Raw genomic sequence first — 20,921 nt, forward strand, 5'->3', positions numbered from 1 at the left:
TTTGTCTCCGGTTCTCTAGAGCGCTTCCGCGCCCGAAATGATTTCGATAAGCTCGTTTGTGATCACCGCCTGACGCGACCGGTTGAACTGGATGGTCAGTTTGTCGATCATCTCGCCCGCGTTCCGCGTTGCGTTGTCCATTGCAGACATCCGCGCACCTTGTTCGCCGGCACCGTTTTCCAGCAGGGCAGCAAATATCTGCGTGGCCACGCCGCGCGGCAGAAGATCGGCCAGAATGGCCTCTTCGTCCGGCTCGTAGTCATAGAGCGTGCCGCCCGAGTCGCCTTCGGGCGCGTCGAAATCGGCAGGAATGATCTGCTGTGCCGTGGGAACCTGGCTGACCACGTTCACGAACTGGGAGTAGAAGATCGTCGCGACATCGAAGTCGCCGGCATCAAACCGGCTCAGGATGTCCTTGGCGATCCCCTGGGCATCGGAATAGGCGACGCGCTTGACGTCGCTCAGGTCGACATGGCCGACGAATTTGTCCGCGAGATCACGCTTCAGCTGATCCCGGCCCTTTTTTCCGACGGTCAGGATCTTGACGGTCTTGCCGGCCTGCAGAAGCTCCTGTGCCCTGGCGCGGGCCCGTTTGGCGATGTTGCCGTTGAAGCCGCCGCACAAGCCGCGTTCGGCCGTCATCACGACCAGCAGGTGAACCTGATCGCTGCCCGTACCGCTGAGCAGCCTGGGGGCGGAATCAGATCCGCCCGCCGATGCTGCGAGCTGTCCCATCACCGCATTGAAGCGTTCCGTGTAGGGACGTGCCTGTTCGGCACTCTCCTGCGCGCGGCGAAGTTTCGCCGCGGCGACCATTTGCATGGCCTTGGTGATCTTGCGAGTGCTTTTGACACTCTCGATCCTGTTTTTTAAGTCCTTGAGGCTTGGCATCTGACAGCCCCCTTACGCGAAATCGGCGGCGAATTCGTCGAGAGCTGCCTTCACTTTCTCTTCGGCGTCCCCTTTGATCTTGGGATCTTCCTCGGTGATGAACTTCAGCAGATCCGCGTGCTTGCTGCGCAGATGCGCCAGCAGACCGGCCTCAAAGCGGCCAACATCGGCAACCGGGTGCTTGTCGAGATAGCCCTTGGTGCCGGCATAGATCACGCAAACGATTTCCGCGTTGGTCAACGGCGAATATTGCGGCTGTTTCATCAGTTCGGTCAGGCGCGCACCACGGTTCAGCAACTGCTGGGTCGCGGCATCGAGATCCGAGCCGAACTGTGCAAAGGCCGCCATCTCGCGATATTGTGCCAGTTCCAGTTTCACCGGGCCGGCGACCGATTTCATCGCGTTGGTCTGGGCCGACGAGCCGACGCGCGACACCGACAGGCCGGTATTCACCGCCGGGCGGATGCCCTGGTAGAACAGTTCGGTTTCCAGGAAGATCTGGCCGTCGGTGATCGAGATCACGTTTGTCGGGATAAATGCCGAAACGTCGCCACCCTGGGTTTCGATCACCGGCAGAGCGGTCAGCGAACCGGCGCCGAAGTCTTCGTTCAGCTTGGCCGAACGCTCGAGCAGGCGGGAGTGCAGATAGAAAACGTCGCCGGGATAGGCTTCGCGTCCGGGCGGACGACGCAGCAGCAGCGACATCTGACGATAGGCCACCGCCTGTTTGGAAAGGTCATCGTAGATGATCAGGGCGTGACGGCCATTGTCGCGGAAGTGCTCGGCCATCGCGGTCGCGGCATAGGGAGCGAGGAATTGCAGCGGAGCAGGCTCGGACGCGGTCGCGGCAACCACGATCGAGTAGTCCATTGCGCCGTTCTCTTCCAGCTTTTTCACCAGCTGGGCAACGGTCGAACGCTTCTGGCCAACAGCGACATATACACAATAGAGCTTCTTGCTCTCGTCATCGCCGGCCGCGTCGTTATAGACCTTCTGGTTGAGCATCGCGTCAAGTGCGACGGCGGTCTTGCCGGTCTGGCGGTCGCCGATGATCAGCTCGCGCTGGCCGCGGCCGATCGGGATCATCGCGTCAACCGATTTCAGACCGGTCGCCATCGGCTCGTGCACCGATTTGCGCGGGATGATGCCCGGCGCCTTGACGTCGGCGATGCCGCGCTGGCTGGTCTTGATCGGACCTTTGCCATCCAGCGGGTTGCCGAGGCCGTCAACAACACGACCCAGCAGTTCGTCACCGATGGGAACGTCAACGATCGAATTGGTCCGCTTGACGATATCGCCCTCGGTGATGTCGCGGTCGGACCCGAAGATCACGACGCCGACGTTGTCGTTCTCGAGGTTCAGAGCCATGCCCTGAATGCCGCCGGGGAACTCGACCATTTCGCCGGCCTGCACGTTGTCGAGGCCGTAAACACGGGCGATCCCGTCACCGACGCTCAGCACGCGGCCGACCTCGGCCACCTCGGCTTCCTGACCAAAATTCTTGATCTGGTCTTTCAGGATCGCAGAAATCTCTGCTGCTTGGATACCCATTTATCCGACCTCTTTCATTGCATTCTGAAGGGAGTTGAGCTTGGAGCGGATCGACGTGTCGATCATCTTCGAACCCACTTTTACGATAAGACCGCCGATGAGCGAGTCATCGACGGTGGAATTGATGGTGACGGTCTTGCCGACGCGCTCCTTGAGCGTCGCGGCGAGCTTTTCGGATTGTGCCTTGGTGAGGGCCTTGGCACTTATAACGTCTGCGGTCACTTCACCCCGCTCTTCGGCGATCTGTTCGCGCAGGGCGCGGATCAGTTGCGGGACGACGAACAGGCGCCGTTTCTGAGCCATCAGCGCCAGCGACTTGGCAAGCACCTCGGTCAGACCCATCTTGTCGGCAATTGCCGTGATGGCTGCTTCCTGATCGCTGCGCGACACAAGAGGCGAGTGGATCAGGTCGCGCAGGTCGGAGCTTTCACCCAGAGCGGCTGCCAGATCGTTGATACTGGTTTCGAGACTGTCGAGATTCTTGTTCTCTTGTGCGATCTCAAAGATCGCCGTGGCATAGCGCGCGGCTATGCCTGCGGAAATCGAAGCTGGTTCGGACACGTCCACCCTTCCGATATTTGGCCCCGGTTTGCCGCAGAATTCCGCGATCTCCGGGGGCGTGAAGCTACCTTGCGGCCCGCAAGGCGTCAAAATCAGCGAGGATGTAGCAGAGCGTACTCTCGCCCGCAACATACTATAGCGATTCAAGCGCTTGCGAAAAATCGCGTGATTGCAGGGTTTTAGCCCGACTGCGACGGTTTGCGCGGAAATAGGGGGGTAAAAAATGCAGGTATTTGGCCCGCTTGCGCGATTCCTGAGCGCGAGATCTTGAATGATCGGCGCTAACACCTATCGCGGATCGGGTTTCGGCAAAACCATTGCATTGGCGGGTTTGGCCAGCCCTTCGAGCGCCTTGATCGGACTCTTGGCAATATTGCGGACAATGGTGCCTGTCGGGGGTTGCACACGTTTGGTGGCTTCGACCATGAAGGCTCCGCCGGGAAAGGCGCGGGGCACATGGCTGCCGTATTTCTCGAACAGCGGTGCCGATTTCAGCCAGAAACGTCTGGCGGACGGAGGTTGATACAGCGCGGCCGCGTAGCCTTCGGGCAGGAAATGGTGACGCTTGAGTTGCGTTTCCAACTGGCTGAGCGTGTAGGGACGGCCAAATCCGAACGGGGTACGATCACTGCGCGACCACAGACCTGCGCGGTTCGGGACGATGAAAAGCGCCTTGCCGCCAGGGCCCAGAACGCGCCAGCATTCCTCAAGAAGGCGCGTCGGGTGTTCCGAGGTTTCCAGCCCGTGCATCACGACCAGCTTGTCCACATGCCCGGTCTCGATCGGCCACAGCGTTTCCTCGGCCAGTACAGACACGTTGGGCATTCCGGCGGGCCACGGCATGGCGCCCTGCGGGGCGGGCATCAGCGCAATCACGCGCCGCGCATCCGCGAGATAGGGCCGCAGCAACGGCACCGCAAAGCCGAATCCGGCAACGGTCTGCCCCTTGGCTTCCGGCCACAGTTTCAGCATGCGTCCCCGGATCGAGGATTGCGCCGCACGCCCCAGCGTGCTGCGGTAATAGAAGTTGCGAAGATCCTGCACATCAAGATGCATTGCGGGCGTCCGTCCGATGGGCCAAGCTGGGCTCAGTCTAACAATGAAAAGGCGAATGACCATGCCTCTTGAGATACTGACGATCCCCTGTCTGACCGACAATTACGCCTTTGTCGCCCATGATGCCGCCAGCGGTGAAACCGCGCTGGTCGATGTGCCCGAGGCCGCGCCTGTGCTTGCGGTCCTTGCCGAACGGGGCTGGACATTGGACCAGGTTTTCCTGACGCATCATCATGCGGATCACGTGCAGGGACTGGACGAGATCCTGGCCAGCCACCCCGCGAGGGTCCTGGGCGCGGCGGCCGATGCGCATCGCTTGCCAAAACTGGATGTCGCGCTGGCCGAAGGGGATGAGGTCCGGATCGGAAGCGAAACCGGGCAGGTTCTGGATGTATCGGGCCACACCGTCGGTCACATCGCCTTTCACTTTCCCGAGAGCAGCGCCGTGTTCACGGCCGACAGCCTGATGGCGCTCGGATGCGGCAGGCTGTTCGAGGGCACCCCGGCGCAGATGTGGGCGTCGCTTGGCAAGCTCGCGGCGCTGCCTGCGGACACGGTGGTCTATTCGGGGCACGAATACACACAGGCCAACGGCGCCTTTGCGCTGACCGTCGACCCGGACAATGCGGACCTGGCCGCGCGGGTCAGGGATATCGCCGAAAGCCGTGCCCGGTCCGAACCGACCGTGCCATCGTTGTTGTCGCTTGAACTGGCGACCAACCCGTTCCTTCGCGCGACTGACGCAAAGGTGCAGCAGGTCGTCGGCATGCCGGGCGGTGACCCTGTCGAGGTTTTTGCAGAGATACGCAGGCGAAAAGACAGTTTCTGATGCATCTATTGTGCACGCTTTGAAAACGCTGTCCGGGCAATTATGTAAAAAAAGTGAGAAAAGCCTTGAAGCCGGGGCCTGATCAACCAAACTCTAACACTATGAGGACATGGTTGGATACCGGATCTGCATCGCCAGCTGTCCGTCCGACCCAGATAAAAGGAGCGCGCGCGTGCCTTCATTCTCGAGCACATTAGAACAGGCCATTCATGCCGCGCTTGCGCTGGCAAATGAACGGCGGCACGAATTTGCAACGCTGGAACACCTGCTTCTGGCGCTGCTGGACGAACCCGATGCGACCCGCGTGATGCAGGCATGCAGCGTTGATCTCGAGGATTTGCGCAGCACGCTGGTCGAGTTCATCGACGAAGACCTGTCGAACCTTGTCACCAGCGTCGATGGATCAGAGGCGGTGCCGACGGCCGCATTTCAGCGCGTTATCCAGCGTGCAGCGATCCACGTCCAATCGTCGGGCCGCACCGAGGTGACCGGCGCCAACGTTTTGGTCGCGATTTTCGCCGAACGCGAAAGCAATGCGGCCTACTTCCTGCAGGAACAGGAAATGACGCGCTATGATGCCGTCAATTTCATTGCTCATGGCGTTGCCAAGGATCCGGCCTTCGGCGAATCCCGCCCGGTGAGCGGTGCGCCCGAGGCGGAGGAAGAACCGCAGGGCGTGACCGAGGGCGACAAGAAGGAAAGCGCGCTCGCCAAGTATTGTGTCGATTTGAATGCCAAGTCGCGCGAGGGCGATATCGATCCTCTGATCGGGCGCGATGACGAGGTTGAGCGCTGTATCCAGGTGCTGTGCCGGCGGCGCAAGAACAATCCGCTGCTCGTCGGGGATCCGGGTGTCGGCAAGACCGCGATTGCCGAGGGTCTGGCACGCAAGATCGTGGCAGGCGAAACGCCCGAAGTGCTGTCCGAGACGACCATCTATTCGCTCGACATGGGGGCGCTGCTGGCCGGAACCCGCTATCGTGGCGATTTCGAAGAACGGCTCAAGGCGGTCGTGACCGAACTCGAGGATCATCCGGACGCGGTGCTGTTCATCGACGAGATCCATACCGTGATCGGTGCAGGGGCCACGTCAGGCGGCGCGATGGACGCGTCCAACCTGCTCAAGCCTGCATTGCAGGGCGGCAAACTGCGCACCATGGGGTCGACGACCTACAAGGAATTCCGTCAGCATTTCGAAAAGGACCGCGCCCTCTCACGCCGGTTCCAGAAGATCGACGTGAACGAGCCTTCGGTCGAGGATTCGGTCAAGATCCTGCGCGGATTGAAACCGTATTTCGAAGAGCATCACGGGGTGAAATACACTGCGGACTCGATCAAGACCGCAGTGGAACTGGCCGCGCGCTATATCAACGACCGCAAGCTGCCGGACAGCGCCATCGACGTGATCGACGAGGCCGGTGCCGCGCAGCATCTGGTGGTTGCGGCCAAGCGGCGCAAGACCATCGGAACCAAGGATGTCGAGGCGGTGGTCGCCAAGATCGCGCGCATTCCGCCGAAAAACGTCAGCAAGGACGACGCCGAGGTACTCAAGGATCTGGAGGCGTCGCTCAAGCGGGTGGTGTTTGGCCAGGACAGCGCCATCGAGGCGCTGGCCAGCGCAATCAAGCTGGCCCGGGCCGGCTTGCGCGAGCCCGAGAAGCCGATCGGCAACTATCTCTTTGCCGGGCCGACCGGCGTGGGCAAGACCGAGGTCGCAAAGCAACTGGCGGATGCGCTTGGCGTGGAACTGCTGCGGTTTGACATGTCGGAATACATGGAGAAGCACGCGGTCAGCCGGCTGATCGGTGCGCCTCCGGGTTATGTCGGTTTCGATCAGGGCGGTATGCTCACCGACGGGGTGGATCAGCATCCGCATTGCGTGTTGCTGCTGGACGAGATCGAAAAGGCCCATCCGGATGTCTACAACATCCTGTTGCAGGTGATGGATCACGGTGAACTGACCGACCACAACGGGCGCACCGTCAGTTTCCGCAACGTGGTGCTGATCATGACCTCGAATGCAGGTGCCGCAGAACAGGCACAGGCGGCCATCGGCTTCGGTCGCGACCGTCGCGAAGGCGAGGATACGGCCGCCATCGAGCGCACCTTCACACCCGAATTCCGCAACCGTCTGGACGCGGTGATCTCGTTTGCACCGCTGCCGAAATCGGTGATCCTGCAAGTGGTCGAGAAGTTCGTCCTGCAGCTGGAAGCGCAATTGATGGACCGCAACGTGACCATCGAACTGACCAGACCAGCTGCGGAATGGCTGGCGGACAAGGGCTATGATGACAAGATGGGCGCACGCCCGCTGGCGCGTGTCATTCAGGAGCACATCAAGAAGCCACTGGCAGAAGAGCTGCTGTTCGGCAAGCTTGCCAAGGGCGGTGTTGTCAAGGTCGGCATGAAGGACGGTAAGCTTGAACTGCGGATCGACGGCCCGGACAAGCCCCGCCTTCCGGGCGACAAGCCACCATTGCTGACCGCCGACTGATGCGGGCAGCCATGTCCGTTATATCGCTGTCGCCCGCCGCCACCGTTGTGGTGGGCGATTTTCGTCTGGCCCCGCTGTTTCATTGCGTTCTGACCTGGCGGAACTTGTGCCGGTACGGCAATTCCAACGCGTGACGATACCGAAGTGGATCGACGTGACGTCAAGCTGAACCGGGTCACTTTTCGGTCAGTTTCAACTCGATCCGCCGGTTTTGCGCCCGTGCGTCGGGCGTGTTCTCGGGATTTACCGGCTGGTACTGCCCAAAGCCGTTCGCGGACAGGCGGTCTGGTGCAATGCCGAGGAAATCGACCATGTATCGCACCACCGACAGGGCGCGCGCCTGGCTGAGTTCCCAATTGTCGCGATAACGTCCGTTGCCGATCAGCGGCACATCGTCCGTATGGCCGTCTACACGGATCACCCAGTCCAGTTCGGGGGGAATTTCCGTTGCGATGCTGCGCAGGATGCGCGCAACCTTGGCAATCTCGGCCTGGCCTTCGAGCGACAGCTCGGCACCGCCGGGCGGAAACAGCACTTCCGAGGAAAAGACGAACCTGTCGCCTGCAATGCGCACCCCATCCTGGTTGCCCAGCAGATCGCGCAGCCGACCGAAAAACTCCGACCGATACCGCTGCAGGTCCTGCGCCTGTGCTTCCAACTCCCGGCTCTTGGCCTGCAAGGCGCGGGCTTCTTCTTCCAGCCTTTTGCGTTCGGATTCTTCGAGCAGCCGACGACGGCGTTCCTCCGACGCCGCGCGGGCCAGCGCGGCATTCAGATCGGCTCCGAGGTTTTCAAGTTGCACCTTGGCTGCGGCATCACGCTCTTCGTAATCATCCAGCAAGGCCTGGAGCCCGCCCAGCTGTGTTCGCAACGCGGCAATCTGCTGGTTGAGCAATGCAGTCTGGCGCTGCGCGCGGGCTGAGATCTCGCGCTCTTCCGATAGGGTTTTTTGCACCTGCGCGAGAAGCCCGTCGCGTTCCGAGGCAGTGGTCTCCGCCTGTTGCTGGGCGGCGAGCGCGGCGGCGAGCCGGGCCTGCAGGACTTCCTGATCGGTGGCGGCAACCTGCGCCCGTTCCAGCGCTTCCAGCGCCTTGAGCAGGCGCGCTTCGACGTCGGCACGATCCTGTGCGGTCGTGGACGCGGATTGCCGCGTGGCATCAAGTTCGGCGCGTGTCCGGTCAAGCTCGGCCTGTAAATCGTCACGCGCGGCTTTGGCGTCGGTCAGTTGCGCGCTCAACAAGGCTTGCGTCCTGTCGTGTTCCTCTTGCAGAGCAGCGAGGCGGGTTTCCAATCCGCGCCGCGCCTCGGTGCTTTCCCGCTGAATCCGCGCCAGTTCCGCTTCGTAGTCCGACTGGCTCTGCACCGATTGTGCCCGTTGCCGGGCGAGTTCGGTCTCAAGCGCATCGCGGGTATTGGCGGCGAGGGCCTGTGCCGACGCGAGCTGCTCGCGCAATTCGGCTTCGACCGTTGCGCTTTCCCCGCGTACCCGGGCAAGATCGCTTTCGAGCGCGGCCAGCGACCGGCTGTTCTCGGCCTGGCTCACTTCCATCTGGTTCAGCACGTTGGTCAGGCGGTCCACCAGTTCATCACGTTTGCCCGCTTCTGTCCGTGCGGCGGCGATGGCGGCCAGCGCTTGTGTCAATTCTGTATCCAACCTGTCGCGTGCGGCTTCGGCGGCCGCCAGCAGCGTCAGCGTGTTCTCGGCCTCCTGCCGCTGGGTTTCGAGCGACAGGGTCATCGCGGTGAGTTCGGCATCGGCGTTTTGCAGGCGTTTGCGCAGCGCTTCGGCAGCGGCGGCATCGGCGAGACGGGCGGCTTCTTCGTCGGACAATTGCTGCTGCAGTGCCGCGATCTGCTCGCGCCCCTGCGCCTTGTCCCGTTTCAGATCGGCGATCATCGCTTCCAGAGCTTCGCGCCGCGCCGCTGCGAGCCGGGCGGCTTCCGACTGGGCGTCGATCTCGCTGCGGCTCTGGGCCAGCGCGACGGTCAGCGCGTCGCGCTCGGATGACAGGTCGGTTTGCACGGTTTCGAGGTCCGAGATCTTCCGTTGCGCCCGCGCCTGGTCGGCGAGCAGGGTTGCCACCTGCGCCTCGAATTCGGTGATCTGCGTTTGTGCCTGTTCCAGAGCGGCGGCCTGACGATCGCTCTGCGACGTCAGCGTGGCGATGGTCGAGGTCTGGTTGGCAATTTGTTGCCGCGCTTGCGCGAGGAACGCCTCGGTTTGCGTCAAGGTGGCGCTCAGAGCGCCAACCTGTGCCGTCAGCTCGTCCGAACGCCGTTCTTCCAGCCCCAGGGCGTCGGCAAGTGCGCTGACTTCCGCGGACAGCACATCGAGTTCGCTTTCCTGACCGGAAATGGTTTCGCGCAGCACATATTGCACCACCATGAAAATGGTCAGAAGAAACATCAGAACCAGCAGCAGCCCGGTCATCGCATCCACGAATCCCGGCCAGATCGAGGCCTGGAACCGGTTGGAGGAGCGACGCGAGAGGGCCATGGGCTAGACCCCGTCGCTTTCGCTGTCCGATCTGGGTTTGCGCCCGCCGCCGCGGGGACGGTCCAGCGCCTTGGCCAGCAGTTCGATATCTTTGCGCAGTGCGGCGAGGCTTTCCTGGCGGCCGGCCGAGATTTCTTCGAGGATACGCAACATCTGCACGTCGATCGAACGCAGGCGCATCCGGCTTTCGGCGTCGATCCCGTCTGCGGCCTGCTCGCGCAGGGTGTCGTGCAGGGCTTCCTGCCCGGCTACCAGACGATCAAGTGCTGTGGCCATGCGGTCGGATCGTTCCTGGTGCACCATGCTCTCAAGCAGCATGGCGAGTTTCTGATCGACCTCGGCGCGGCTCGCTTCGGCGCGTTCCATGAGCTGATGCAGACCGTCCATCTGCTCGGCCATATGACCCAGCACCCCGGGAACGGCACCGCTCTCGCTGCCGGGGTCGTCGCCCGACGAAAATCCGACCCGGGTGATTGAGGACAGCCATTCTTCGAGTTCGCGATAGAACCGGTTCTGCCCATGCCCGGCGAAGAGTTCCAGCAGGCCGACGATCAGGGATCCGGCGAGGCCAAGCAGCGAACTGGCAAAGGCGACCCCCATGCCGCCCAACTGCTTTTCAAGCCCGGTCATCAGCCGGTTGAACACGTCCAGCCCCTGTTCGCCCTCTTGCGGGGCCAGGCTGCGGATGGTTTCGACCACCGCGGGCACCGTGGTGGCCAGCCCGTAAAAGGTGCCGAGCAGCCCGAGAAAGATCAGCAGGTTGACGATATAGCGGGTGATGTCCCGCTCTTCGTCGATGCGGGTGGCGACCGAGTCGAGGATCGACCGGGTGGAGGATGCGCTGAGTTGCATCCGCGCGCCGCGTGCCCGCAAAAGCGACGCGAGCGGCGCCAGCAATTGCGGCGGTCTGATGGCGGTGTCCATATGCCCCGAGGCAAAGCGTTCGATCCAGCGCACCGAACCGATCAGTTGCAGCACCTGGTAGAATGTGGCGACGACGCCGACGACAAACACGATCAGGATAAAGCCGTTCAGATAGGGATTGGCCTCAAATACCGGCAACACGCGTGGCAGGGCGACGAACACGCCGAACCCCGACAGCCCGAGCGCGGTCAGCATCATCAAAATCTGTCGCACAGGCTGGCTGAATTGCGGCCTGGGTTTGCGGTCTGGTTCGGCCATACGCCCCGGTCCTGACACTTATCTGCTCCCCCGCGAGACTATAGAAGAATTGGGGGCTGCGCCAAGCGTTTATGCGGCAAGCGCACGTACACGCTGTGCCAGCCATTCCAGATCGGGGTCATGCAGTCCGATTTCCGCCAGATGCGAGGTGGTGTTGAACAGGTATTCCGTATTCGGACCTCGCCCGCCCACGGCGCGCGCGATGATCCGGGCCTGGTCTTCCAGCGGCAGACCGCCGCAATACTGAACGTGATGCGGGTCAATCACATAGGTGACGGCAGTGACGGTCTGTCCATCTGCCAGCGTGATTGCAAGGTCCTTTTCAATATAGGCCGACGAGATCAGTTCGCGCTCGCGCAGGTAATCGAGGGTGTGCGCCTCTTGCCCCTGTTCGACGGCAAGCGCCATGCCCCGGCAATGGGCACCGGGCACTTCGTCGAGCGCAAGCACCAGACCGGGGTCGGCCTCGGTTCCGCGATGGTGGATCGAGCGCATGCAGAACGACCGGGCATAGTCGTCCAAAGTCGCGATCACGCTGCGGGCCACCGGAAAGCCGGGGTTCCACAACAATGAGCCATATCCGAATACCCACATCGTCATCTTGCTGGTCCTTGCCGATTTCGCTCTATAAACAACAAAGCGGTGCCGGGTAAAAGGGGCAGGTCATGCGCAGGTTGCTGAATATTCTGGTGGTTCTTGGCCTTGTCTGGTCCGCCTACTGGTACGGGGCCGGCTATATGCTGCGTCAGGGCGTGAGCACATGGTTCTCTGAACAGGCCGGGCGCGGCTGGCAGGCCGATTACGCCGAGATCTATACATCGGGCTATCCCTTGCGGCACATCACCACGCTGGTCAATCCGGCGCTGGCCGATCCCGCGACCGGAGCGGCGTGGCAGGCCGATTGGCTGAACATGGACAGCCCGGCGATCTGGCCGGGGCGGCAGACGCTGATCTTTCCGGAAACGGCGCAGTTGCTCTCGTATTTCGATCAGACGATCAGTTTGCGCGCGGATGGCATGAGCGCCGATCTACATCTCAAGCCCGGGCGGGATCTTGTTGTCGAGCGGATGGCATTGACCTCGGGGCCATGGCGCGTCGAGGACGCCACCGGCGAGGCCATGGCCGCAGACGGGCTGGTGCTGGCGATGCAGGGTACGGACCAGGCCGAGACCTATCAGTTCAACATAGACGCACCGCAATTTGTACCCGGGGCGGCCCTGCGTCGGATGCTGCGTTCCAACACGACGCTGCCCGAGAGTTTCGAGAGCCTCGAACTCGACATGACGGTGCGCTTTGATCGTCCGTGGGATCGTCGTGCCCTTGAGAATCGCCGCCCGCAGCCGGTAGAAATCGACCTCAGGCTGGCGCAGGCGAAATGGGGGGCACTGGCGCTCTTTGCCGCCGGTCAGGTCACCGTTGACGCCACTGGCCTGCCCACCGGTGAACTCTCGGTCAAGGCCGAGAACTGGCGCGACATGCTGGCGGCGGTAGAGGGCTCGGGCGCGGTTCCGGACTATGCCATTGGTCCGGCGGAGCGTGTTCTGAATATGCTCGCAAACATGAGCGGCAATCCCGACACGCTGGATGTCACGCTGGGCCTGCGCGACGGGATGGTCACGCTCGGGCCGTTTCCTCTGGGCCCGGCCCCGTATCTCTATCTGCGCTAGCGGCAGTAGGGTCCGCTGCGATAGCTGGCGGTGTCGAAATGGAAATGGTCGCGGTGATAGCTGTCCGATGCCGGGCCGAGTGTCGTGCCAAAGGTGCCGCAGGCGCGCGTATACGCCTTGCGCAGGGGTTTGAGGGTTGTTCCCTGGCCCCACCCCTTGAGGACTGTGATCACCTCGCCATCCATCATGGTAAAGGCCGACAGGTCGATGGCGTTGCCCTTGCCATGTTCCGAGACCCGCCCGCCGCGCTTGTTGTTGCGGGTCCGGCAGGCATAGTGGGCGGCCACCTTCATTTCAACGACTGGTCCGCGCTGGCGAAACGCGGGTTTCAACCCCAGTTCGGTCCATTCGCGCAGTGCCGAAGCGGTCTTGCAGTTCATCAGCGCGGGCGGGTTCAGCCGCACGCCCGCCACCGTGTTTACGCGCACCGCGTCCCTGATGCCGCAGGCCTTGATGCGGCCGGGAACATGGCCGACCGTCTCGCCCTGAATCTTGAGATCGCCACAGACCGCGCCCTTGCGGCGCATCTTGCGCTTGGCCATTGCCTTGTTCTCGATCGACGGCGGGCGCGGCCAGGGGCGGGCCGAGATGTCGGGAGAGAAGAGCGCAAGCTGCTCCGACCGTGCCGCGGCATCGAGGATTTGTTCGGATACCGGGCGCACATTGGGTCGCATCCGCGCCACCGTCACAAGCGTGGTCGCGGCGGCGGCTGTGCCGGTGTCCGGACGAGGTTGCGGGCGCAGAGATGAATCAGGGGCCACAGCAGCGAGCGGGACCGCCCAGAACGCAAGGGCGAGGATCACAATCGCGCGCGGCCACATCATTTCGGTTTCTTCTTTCGACCGAAATCCGGAGCATCCGTATCCTGCCCCGCCTCGATGATCCCCCGGCGGATGGCTCGGGTATGGGTGAAATAATCGTACAGGTGATCGCCGTCCCCGGTGCGGATTGCACGTTGCAACGCGAACAGTTCCTCGGTGAACCGCCCGAGGATTTCGAGCGTTGCATCCTTGTTGTTCAGAAACACGTCGCGCCACATTGTCGGATCGCTCGCCGCTATGCGGGTAAAGTCACGAAAACCCGCCGCGGAATACTTGATGACCTCGCTGTCGGTCACGCGGCGCAGGTCGTCCGCGACGCCCACCATCGTATAAGCGATCAGGTGCGGCGCGTGGCTGGTTACCGCCAGCACGAGGTCGTGGTGATCGGGTTCCATGATTTCCACATGGGCACCGATACCGAGCCAGAGATCGCGCAGCCGTGCAATCGCCGCCTCGTCTGACCCGTCCACCGGTACGATCAGGCACCAGCGATCGTCGAACAACTCGGCAAAGCCGCTTTCCGGCCCCGAATGCTCGGTCCCGGCCAGCGGGTGACCGGGAACGAAATGCACATTGTCCGGAAGGTGCGGCGCAACAGCGTCGATGACCGCGCGCTTGACCGAACCGACATCGCTTACCGTGGCACCGGGTTTCAGATGCGGTGCGATCTGGCGGGCAATGTCGCCCATCGCGCCGACCGGAGCCGCCAGAACGATCAGGTCTGCATCCCTGACCGCGTCGGCAATGTCATCGCAAACCCGGTCGCACAGGCCGATCCGCCGTGCGGTGTCGCGGGTTTCCTGGGTGCGGGCATAGCCGGTCACCTCGGTTGCGAGGCCCGCACGCTTGATGGCCCAGAACATTGAAGAGGCAATAAGACCCAACCCGATGAGGGCCACGCGTTCGTAAACGATTCCGTTCATCTCGCGCCGCCTTTGAACTCGGCGACAGCGGCCACGACACGCCGGCAGGCGATCTCGTCGCCGACCGTGATCCGCAGGCATTGCGGCAGCTTGTAGCCGGCGACGCGCCGCACGATCAGGCCCTGCGATTGCAGATATGCGTCACAGGCCTCGGCCTCGGCCTGGTCGGCAAAGCGGGCGAGGATGAAATTCGCGCAGGAGGTGTCGGACGGAACGCCGATCTCGGCCAGCGCTTCGGCCAGCCAGACGCGCCACCTGGCGTTCTGGGCGCGGCAGTGTTCGACATATGCGGTATCACGGATCGCGGCTTCTGCGGCGGCGAGCGCGGTGCCCGACAGGTTGAACGGCCCGCGCACGCGGTTGAGCACGTCGATGATGGCCTGCGGCCCATAGCCCCAACCGACGCGCAGACCGCCGAGACCGTAGAGCTTGGAAAATGTGCGGGTCATCATCACGTTGTCGCGCCCGGCAACCAGCGCGGCGCCGCCGTCGAACCCGTCCACGAATTCGGCATAGGCACCGTCGAGCACGAGGATGGCCTGCGGCGGCAATCCATCCGCCAGACGCGCGACCTCGGCGGCGCCGATCATCGTGCCGGTCGGGTTGTTCGGATTGGCGATGAACACCAGTCGCGTGCGCTCGGTGCACCCGGCGAGGATCGAGTCGACATCCGTGACACGATCGCGTTCGCGCACCTCGACCGGCGTGGCCCCCGCCGCCAGGGCGCTGATCCGGTACATGGCAAAGCCGTGCTCGGTATGCACGACCTCGTCGCCGGGACCGGCAAAGGCCTGGCAGAGAAATGTGATGATCTCGTCGCTGCCAACGCCGCAGATGATCTGATCCGGGTCAAGATCATGCACCTCACCGATGGCCTGGCGCAACGCGGCGTGGTCCGTCGGGGGATAGCGGTGAATTTGTGCGGCGCTGTTTTGCACCGCTTCCACTGCCTTCGGACTGGGTCCGAGCGGGTTTTCGTTGCTCGACAGCTTGATGACATTGCTGATGCCCGCCACGTGCGAGGCCCCGCCCTGGTACAAGGCGATGTCCAAGATACCGGGTTGCGGCGTGATCAGGCTCATGTCGGGGCTCCCAGAAAACTGTCCCCTCATAGCGTCAGAGCGGCGCAGAGAAAACCCGCAAAGATCAGGCCGCGATCATGTCGTGCCGGAACCGCGCAGTTGCAGGATCCACCCGGTAGTGATCCGTGTATTTTTCGGTGGTGCGACTGAGTTCGGAAACGCTGTCGATGATATAGCGCACCGTGGCGTCATCCATCAGATAGCTGAAGTTCAGGCGCACCCAGCCCGGCTTGCGCAGTTCCTTGCCGGCGCGCAGATCTGAGTGCAGCGCACGGGACGCGGCCTCGTCTATACCCAGCAGGCGGTGCGCATAAGGCCCGGCGCAGGCGCAGCCGCCGCGCGCCTGAATGCCATAGACATCGCTCAGCATGCGGGTGAACAGCTGCTGATGCACCGCCGCGCCTTTTGCATCGCGCACCATGAAGGAAAAGATCGGCAGCCGATGCGCCTTGTCGGTTCCCAGCAGGGTCAGGTGCGGGTTGTCGCCCCACGCGGTCAGTGCCATCTGGTTGAACCGCGCTTCGCGCTCGGCAATGGTTGCTGCTCCGACCGCGTCCTTGACGATGAAGGCCAGCGCCGCCCGAATGTCGCCGATCACGTTCGGCGTTCCCGCCTCTTCGCGCACCGCGAGATTGGTCGAGTAATCGTGCCGCCAGGGCGAAACAAAACTGACCGTGCCGCCGCCGGGCCAGCACGGGGTCTTGCGGCGCACAGCGCCGGTATTCACCACCAGAATACCCGAGGCTCCGGGACCGCCCGGAAACTTGTGTGGCGACACCACAATGGCATCCTTGCGGCAGGAGTCGTCCTCGGCCATGTCGATCGGCAGGTAGGGACCGGCCCCGGCGTAATCCCAGATCGCAAGGGCGCCGTGTTGCTTCAGCATTCGCGTCACCGGGCCGGTTTCGGTCACGATGCCGGTGACGTTCGAGGCCGCGGAAAAACTGCCGATCTTCAAATCGCTGCCGGCGTGGCGCGTCAGCGCCTGCTCAAGATAGTCCAGATCCGGGCCACCCTCCGGCGATTCGGGGATTTCCACGATCTCCGCCTTGCTCTCCCGCCAGGGCAGGATGTTGGAGTGATGTTCATACGGGCCGATGAAGACCACGGGATTGCTGGCCTGCTCAAGCCCAAGCAGGCCGACCAGACGATTGAGGCCCGCCGTCGCTCCGGACCCGGCAAAGATCACAGCATCGTCCGGTCCGGCACCGACCTGCCGCGCGATTTCGGCGCGGGCATCCGCGCGCAGCCGTGTCATGAACGCCCCGCAATACGAGGCCTCGGTATGGCTGTTGGCGTAGTAGGGAAGAACCTCGGTCGCGATATAGGTCTCGACCTGCTGCAACGCCCGCCCCGAGGCGACGTAATCCGCGTAGACCAGCGGCACGTCTCCGTTCAATCCTGGGATGCGGACGTTTTCACCAATCACGCTCTTTCGCAGGCTGTCATCGCGAGTGGCGGATTGGATGGTTTTTCGAAAGTCGGTCAGTGACATGAAACAGGCCTCTTGTTGCAAGACCATCATGATGGGCCAGAGATCAATAATCCTTACCATTCTATCTGGATTTTGCGGAGTTTTTGGGTCATATAATCCAATATGCCTGAAAATATAGATCACATAGACAGGAACATCCTGCGCGAACTTCAAAAGGACGCCTCGTTATCACAGCGTGAGCTGGCCGATCGGGTGGGGATTTCACAAAATGCCTGTTGGCGGAGGCTCAGGGCGCTGACGGATCGCGGTGTGCTGGGCGGCTCAAGTGCGCGTATCGACCGACGCAGGCTCGGGCTGAGTCTCGTGGTCTTTGTCATGCTGCGTACTCGGCATCATTCGACCGATTGGCTGCGCGCCTTCCGGCGACACGTGCTGACCATTCCCGAGGTTGTGGATTTTCACCGGATTGGCGGGGATTACGACTATCAGCTGAAGGTCGTCACCGAGGACATGGCCAGCTATGATCGGGTCTATCAGCGGCTGATCGAGGGCGTCGAGCTGGACAGCGTCACCTCGTATTTCGCGATGGAGGCCATCGCCGAGAACCGTCCGCTGCCGCTTTGACAGTGTCTTTTGCCGCCCCACACGACCCGGCGAAGGGGCGGCTTGCAGAGATCGTTCAGGTGGCAAGCACGTTGCGGAACTGCCAAGGATCGGAGTCGTCGATATCCTCGGGGAAATGCTCCCAGCGATCCTGAAGCGGTGTCCAGTCGGTGTAATGTGCCTCGACCGGGCCAAGATAGGGGCGTTGCACTTCCAGGCACCGGGCGTGGTCCATCTCGTCGGTTTCGACGATTCCGGCCTGTGGATTCTCCAGCGCCCAGACCATCCCGGCGAGCACCGCGCTGGTCACCTGCAAGCCGGTGGCATTCTGGAACGGAGCCAGGTTGCGGGTTTCCGCGTTCGACAGGCGCGAGCCGTACCACAAGGCATTCTTTTCGTGGCCGTAGAGCAATACGCCAAGCTCGTCGATGCCTTCGACGATTTCGTCGACGTCGAGGATCTCGAACCGGGTCTGCTGACGGCCCGAACCGAACATTTCGTGCAGCGACAGAACTGCGTCATCGGAGGGATGATAGGCATAGTGGCAGGTCGGGCGATACTCTGGCGCGGCGGGATCGCCGACGGTGTAGTAGTCGGAGATCGAAATCGCCTCGTTATGCGTGACAAGGAACCCGAATTGTGGTCCGGGGGTGGGGCACCAGGTGTGCACACGGGTGATCGCGCCGGGCCGGTCGAGCCATATGCCTGCCATGCAGCCGGTGGTCGGGCGATGGGCGTTTTCCGGAAACCAGGTTTCATGCGTGCCCCAGCCAAGCTCGGCCGGCTGAAACCCCTCGGCAATAAATCCTTCGACCGACCAGGTGTTGACGAATGTACCGCGCGGGCGGGGTTGGCGGCGCGCCTGGGTGTCACGTTCGGCGATATGGACGCCCTTGACGCCAAGCTCTTGCATCAGGGCGGCCCATCCGGGCTTGTCAGTGGGGACGGTGACGTCGCGGCCGGTATCCCTTGCCAGTGTCAGCAACGCGTCCTTGACGAACCAGCTGACCATGCCGGGATTCGCGCCGCAGCAGCTGACCGCGGTGGTGCCGCCGGGATTGGCGGCTTTTTCATCGCGCACCTTCTGGCGCAGCGCATAGTTGGTGCGCTCGGCATTGTCCTGCGTTTCGAAATAATAGCCCGCCCAGGGTTCGACCACGGTATCGATATAGAGAACCCCAAGCTCGCGGCAGAATTTCATCAAATCCAGTGACGAGGTATCGACGCTGAGATTGACGCAAAAGCCGGTGCCATCGGGAAACAGACGGCCAAGCACGTCCTTGTAGTTGCCGGGGGTGATGGCGATCTGCTCGTGCCGGACATTGTGCTGGGACAGGAACAGGTGCGTTTCCGGATTGGGGTCGATCACAACCAGCTTGTCCGCGTCAAAGTCGAAATGCCGCTGGATCAGGGGCAGGGTGCCTTTGCCGATCGACCCGAAGCCGATGATGACGATGGGGCCGTCGATGCGGCCATAAACTGGGTGGGAGGTGCTCATCACGGGTTCCATCTGTTGCGGGCGGTGGCGGGAACAAGAAAGGGGCCGCGCCGATTCGGCACAACCCCTTGTTTCGGTATTCTGGCTGCGTCAGTTCTTGGCGTAGAATTCGACGACCAGGTTCGGTTCCATCATGACCGGATACGGCACATCGCCCAGTTGCGGGGTGCGCACGAAAGTGGCGGTCATCTTCGAGTGATCCGCATCGATATAGTCGGGAACGTCACGTTCGGGCAGGCCGACGGCTTCGAGCAGCGTCGTCATCTGCTTGGAACGGTCACGAACCTCGATCACGTCGCCTTCCTTGACGCGGTAGGAGGGGATGTTGACCTTCTGGCCGTTCACCTTGACGTGGCCGTGGTTCACGAACTGGCGTGCGGCAAAGATGGTCGGAACGAACTTGGCGCGATACACGACCGCGTCCAGGCGGCGTTCCAGCAGGCCGATCAGGTTTTCACCAGTGTCGCCCTTGACACGCTCGGCTTCGGAATAGATGCGGCGGAACTGTTTCTCGGTCAGGTCGCCGTAATAGCCCTTGAGCTTCTGCTTGGCGCGCAGCTGGATACCGAAATCGGACAGCTTGCCCTTGCGGCGCTGACCGTGCTGGCCGGGGCCGTATTCACGGCGGTTGACGGGGGATTTGGGGCGGCCCCAAATGTTTTCGCCCATGCGGCGATCGAGTTTGTACTTGGCAGACGTGCGTTTGGTCACGGCTGATCTCCTTCCGAAAGCGAGGCCCGAGCGGGCCACTATGAAGGGCGTTGTCCTCTGGATTGCTCCTGACAGGCATCCCCTTGCAGGGGCCACCAACACCAATGAAGCCGCGCTTATAGACGCGAGCGGGGCAGAGTCAACAGGTTTATCGCAGCTTGACATGCCCCTGAAGGGCCGACCAACTGCGGTCCATCGATGCAAGAGGGGCGGGACATGGGAAAAGTGGTCATCTTGGGGGTTTTCGTCGCGGATGCCGGGTTCCGGGCGGACAGGATGCCGCGCATGGGAGAGACCCTGCTGGGCAATTCCTTTGCGCTCGGCCCCGGCGGCAAGGGGTCGAACCAGGCGGTCGCCTGTGCCCGCGCGGGCGGAGAGACACATTTCGTCACCCGCCTGGGGCAGGATGATTTCGCCAAGATGGCGCAGGCGTTGTGGGACGATGCCGGTGTGATCGCCCATGCCGAACGATCCGCCGACAGTTACACGGGGGCAGCGTTCATTTTCGTGCAGGAGGACACGGGCGACAATGCGATCATCGTGACACCGGGTGCGGGTGCCCGGATCACAGCGGCGGACATGGAGGCGCAGGCCGATCTGATCCGGGGCGCAAGCGTCTTTGTCACACAGCTTGAACAGCCGATGGACGCGGCGGTGCGGGGCTTGCAAATCGCGCGGGAGGCCGGTGTGACCACGATCCTGAACCCGGCCCCCGCCGCGCCGCTGCCCGACGGGATGCTGGCGCTTTGCGATTATCTGACGCCGAATGAAACCGAGACCGAGGCTCTGACCGGCATCGCAGTCACAGCGCCCGAGCATGCCGCGCGGGCGGCCATGCGCCTGTGTGAACTGGGGGTCGGGACACCGATCATCACGATGGGCGAGCAGGGCGCCTATCTGCACGGCTATGGCATGGTTCCGGCGGTGCGGGCGGGCAAGGTGGTGGAAACCACCGGGGCAGGGGATGCGTTCAATGGCGGCTTCGCGGCTGCCCTGTCGCGCGGCGAAACACCGGTGCAGGCCGTCCGGATCGGGTGCGCAACCGCTGGCCTTTCGGTCACGCGCGCCGGCGCGGCCGCGTCGATGCCGCAATGGGACGAGGTCGCGAGGTTGCTATAGG

The 20,921-nt window shown here is 62.6% G+C and carries 18 protein-coding genes; 5 read left to right on the top strand and 13 right to left on the bottom strand.

Features of this window, described 5'->3' with window-relative positions:
* Nucleotides 1–15 precede the first annotated feature (15 nt).
* From AB9K34_RS16075 to AB9K34_RS16090, 4 genes are all read right to left on the bottom strand, one after another.
* Nucleotides 16–891: a F0F1 ATP synthase subunit gamma gene (locus AB9K34_RS16075; RefSeq protein WP_369955446.1), complete on the bottom strand. Its 876-nt coding sequence runs from the start codon at nt 889–891 to the stop codon at nt 16–18.
* Nucleotides 892–903: 12 nt separating this feature from the next.
* Nucleotides 904–2,442 (bottom strand): F0F1 ATP synthase subunit alpha, encoded by a 1,539-nt coding sequence (gene atpA / locus AB9K34_RS16080; RefSeq protein WP_369955447.1) that lies wholly within the window; start codon nt 2,440–2,442, stop codon nt 904–906.
* Complete coding sequence (locus tag AB9K34_RS16085) at nt 2,443–3,003, bottom strand: F0F1 ATP synthase subunit delta (RefSeq protein ID WP_369955448.1); 561 nt, start codon at nt 3,001–3,003, stop codon at nt 2,443–2,445.
* Between the two features lie 288 nt (nt 3,004–3,291).
* Nucleotides 3,292–4,059, bottom strand: a complete 768-nt coding sequence (locus AB9K34_RS16090) for a class I SAM-dependent methyltransferase (RefSeq protein ID WP_369955449.1) — start codon at nt 4,057–4,059, stop codon at nt 3,292–3,294.
* Nucleotides 4,060–4,120: 61 nt separating this feature from the next.
* On the opposite strand from AB9K34_RS16090, the gene gloB reads away from it, so the two are divergent.
* Nucleotides 4,121–4,888, top strand: a complete 768-nt coding sequence (gene gloB, locus AB9K34_RS16095) for a hydroxyacylglutathione hydrolase (RefSeq protein WP_369955499.1) — start codon at nt 4,121–4,123, stop codon at nt 4,886–4,888.
* A 172-nt stretch (nt 4,889–5,060) separates the two neighbouring features.
* Nucleotides 5,061–7,382 (top strand): ATP-dependent Clp protease ATP-binding subunit ClpA, encoded by a 2,322-nt coding sequence (gene clpA, locus AB9K34_RS16100; protein WP_369955450.1) that lies wholly within the window; start codon nt 5,061–5,063, stop codon nt 7,380–7,382.
* A gap of 175 nt (nt 7,383–7,557) precedes the next feature.
* Here clpA and AB9K34_RS16105 read toward each other — a convergent pair whose 3' ends face one another.
* The 3 genes from AB9K34_RS16105 to AB9K34_RS16115 all read right to left on the bottom strand — a co-directional run bounded on the left by AB9K34_RS16105 (nt 7,558) and on the right by AB9K34_RS16115 (nt 11,661).
* Nucleotides 7,558–9,879, bottom strand: a complete 2,322-nt coding sequence (locus tag AB9K34_RS16105; RefSeq protein WP_369955451.1) for a peptidoglycan -binding protein — start codon at nt 9,877–9,879, stop codon at nt 7,558–7,560.
* Nucleotides 9,880–9,882: 3 nt separating this feature from the next.
* Nucleotides 9,883–11,061: a biopolymer transporter ExbB gene (locus tag AB9K34_RS16110; protein WP_369955452.1), complete on the bottom strand. Its 1,179-nt coding sequence runs from the start codon at nt 11,059–11,061 to the stop codon at nt 9,883–9,885.
* 69 nt (nt 11,062–11,130) lie between these two features.
* Nucleotides 11,131–11,661, bottom strand: a complete 531-nt coding sequence (locus tag AB9K34_RS16115; protein ID WP_369955453.1) for a gamma-glutamylcyclotransferase — start codon at nt 11,659–11,661, stop codon at nt 11,131–11,133.
* A gap of 65 nt (nt 11,662–11,726) precedes the next feature.
* On the opposite strand from AB9K34_RS16115, the gene AB9K34_RS16120 reads away from it, so the two are divergent.
* Nucleotides 11,727–12,728, top strand: a complete 1,002-nt coding sequence (locus AB9K34_RS16120) for a DUF2125 domain-containing protein (protein WP_369955454.1) — start codon at nt 11,727–11,729, stop codon at nt 12,726–12,728.
* Here AB9K34_RS16120 and AB9K34_RS16125 read toward each other — a convergent pair.
* The 4 genes from AB9K34_RS16125 to AB9K34_RS16140 all read right to left on the bottom strand — a co-directional run bounded on the left by AB9K34_RS16125 (nt 12,725) and on the right by AB9K34_RS16140 (nt 17,049).
* Nucleotides 12,725–13,552: an extensin family protein gene (locus AB9K34_RS16125; RefSeq protein ID WP_369955455.1), complete on the bottom strand. Its 828-nt coding sequence runs from the start codon at nt 13,550–13,552 to the stop codon at nt 12,725–12,727. The genes AB9K34_RS16120 and AB9K34_RS16125 overlap by 4 nt on opposite strands.
* A complete protein-coding gene (locus AB9K34_RS16130; RefSeq protein WP_369955456.1) occupies nt 13,549–14,472 on the bottom strand; it encodes a prephenate/arogenate dehydrogenase family protein in 924 nt (307 codons plus the stop codon). Before AB9K34_RS16130 ends, AB9K34_RS16125 begins: the two co-directional genes overlap by 4 nt.
* Nucleotides 14,469–15,554 (bottom strand): histidinol-phosphate transaminase, encoded by a 1,086-nt coding sequence (gene hisC, locus AB9K34_RS16135; RefSeq protein WP_369955457.1) that lies wholly within the window; start codon nt 15,552–15,554, stop codon nt 14,469–14,471. Before hisC ends, AB9K34_RS16130 begins: the two co-directional genes overlap by 4 nt.
* A gap of 64 nt (nt 15,555–15,618) precedes the next feature.
* Nucleotides 15,619–17,049 (bottom strand): aminotransferase class V-fold PLP-dependent enzyme, encoded by a 1,431-nt coding sequence (locus tag AB9K34_RS16140; protein WP_369955458.1) that lies wholly within the window; start codon nt 17,047–17,049, stop codon nt 15,619–15,621.
* 102 nt (nt 17,050–17,151) lie between these two features.
* Between AB9K34_RS16140 and AB9K34_RS16145 the strand changes: the two genes are divergently transcribed.
* Nucleotides 17,152–17,613 (top strand): Lrp/AsnC family transcriptional regulator, encoded by a 462-nt coding sequence (locus AB9K34_RS16145; RefSeq protein WP_369955459.1) that lies wholly within the window; start codon nt 17,152–17,154, stop codon nt 17,611–17,613.
* A gap of 55 nt (nt 17,614–17,668) precedes the next feature.
* Here the strand turns inward: AB9K34_RS16145 and AB9K34_RS16150 are convergent, their stop codons facing one another.
* Together AB9K34_RS16150 and rpsD are read right to left on the bottom strand one after the other, a co-directional pair.
* Complete coding sequence (locus AB9K34_RS16150) at nt 17,669–19,090, bottom strand: homospermidine synthase (protein ID WP_369955460.1); 1,422 nt, start codon at nt 19,088–19,090, stop codon at nt 17,669–17,671.
* 90 nt (nt 19,091–19,180) lie between these two features.
* Entirely contained in the window at nt 19,181–19,801 is a 621-nt protein-coding gene (rpsD, locus tag AB9K34_RS16155; RefSeq protein WP_369955461.1) for a 30S ribosomal protein S4, read from the bottom strand.
* A 216-nt stretch (nt 19,802–20,017) separates the two neighbouring features.
* On the opposite strand from rpsD, the gene AB9K34_RS16160 reads away from it, so the two are divergent.
* A complete protein-coding gene (locus tag AB9K34_RS16160; protein ID WP_369955462.1) occupies nt 20,018–20,920 on the top strand; it encodes a ribokinase in 903 nt (300 codons plus the stop codon).
* Nucleotide 20,921: the final 1 nt, after the last annotated feature.

This window comes from Sedimentitalea sp. XS_ASV28, from assembly GCF_041224545.1.
In the GTDB taxonomy this organism is placed as follows: Bacteria; Pseudomonadota; Alphaproteobacteria; order Rhodobacterales; family Rhodobacteraceae; genus Sedimentitalea.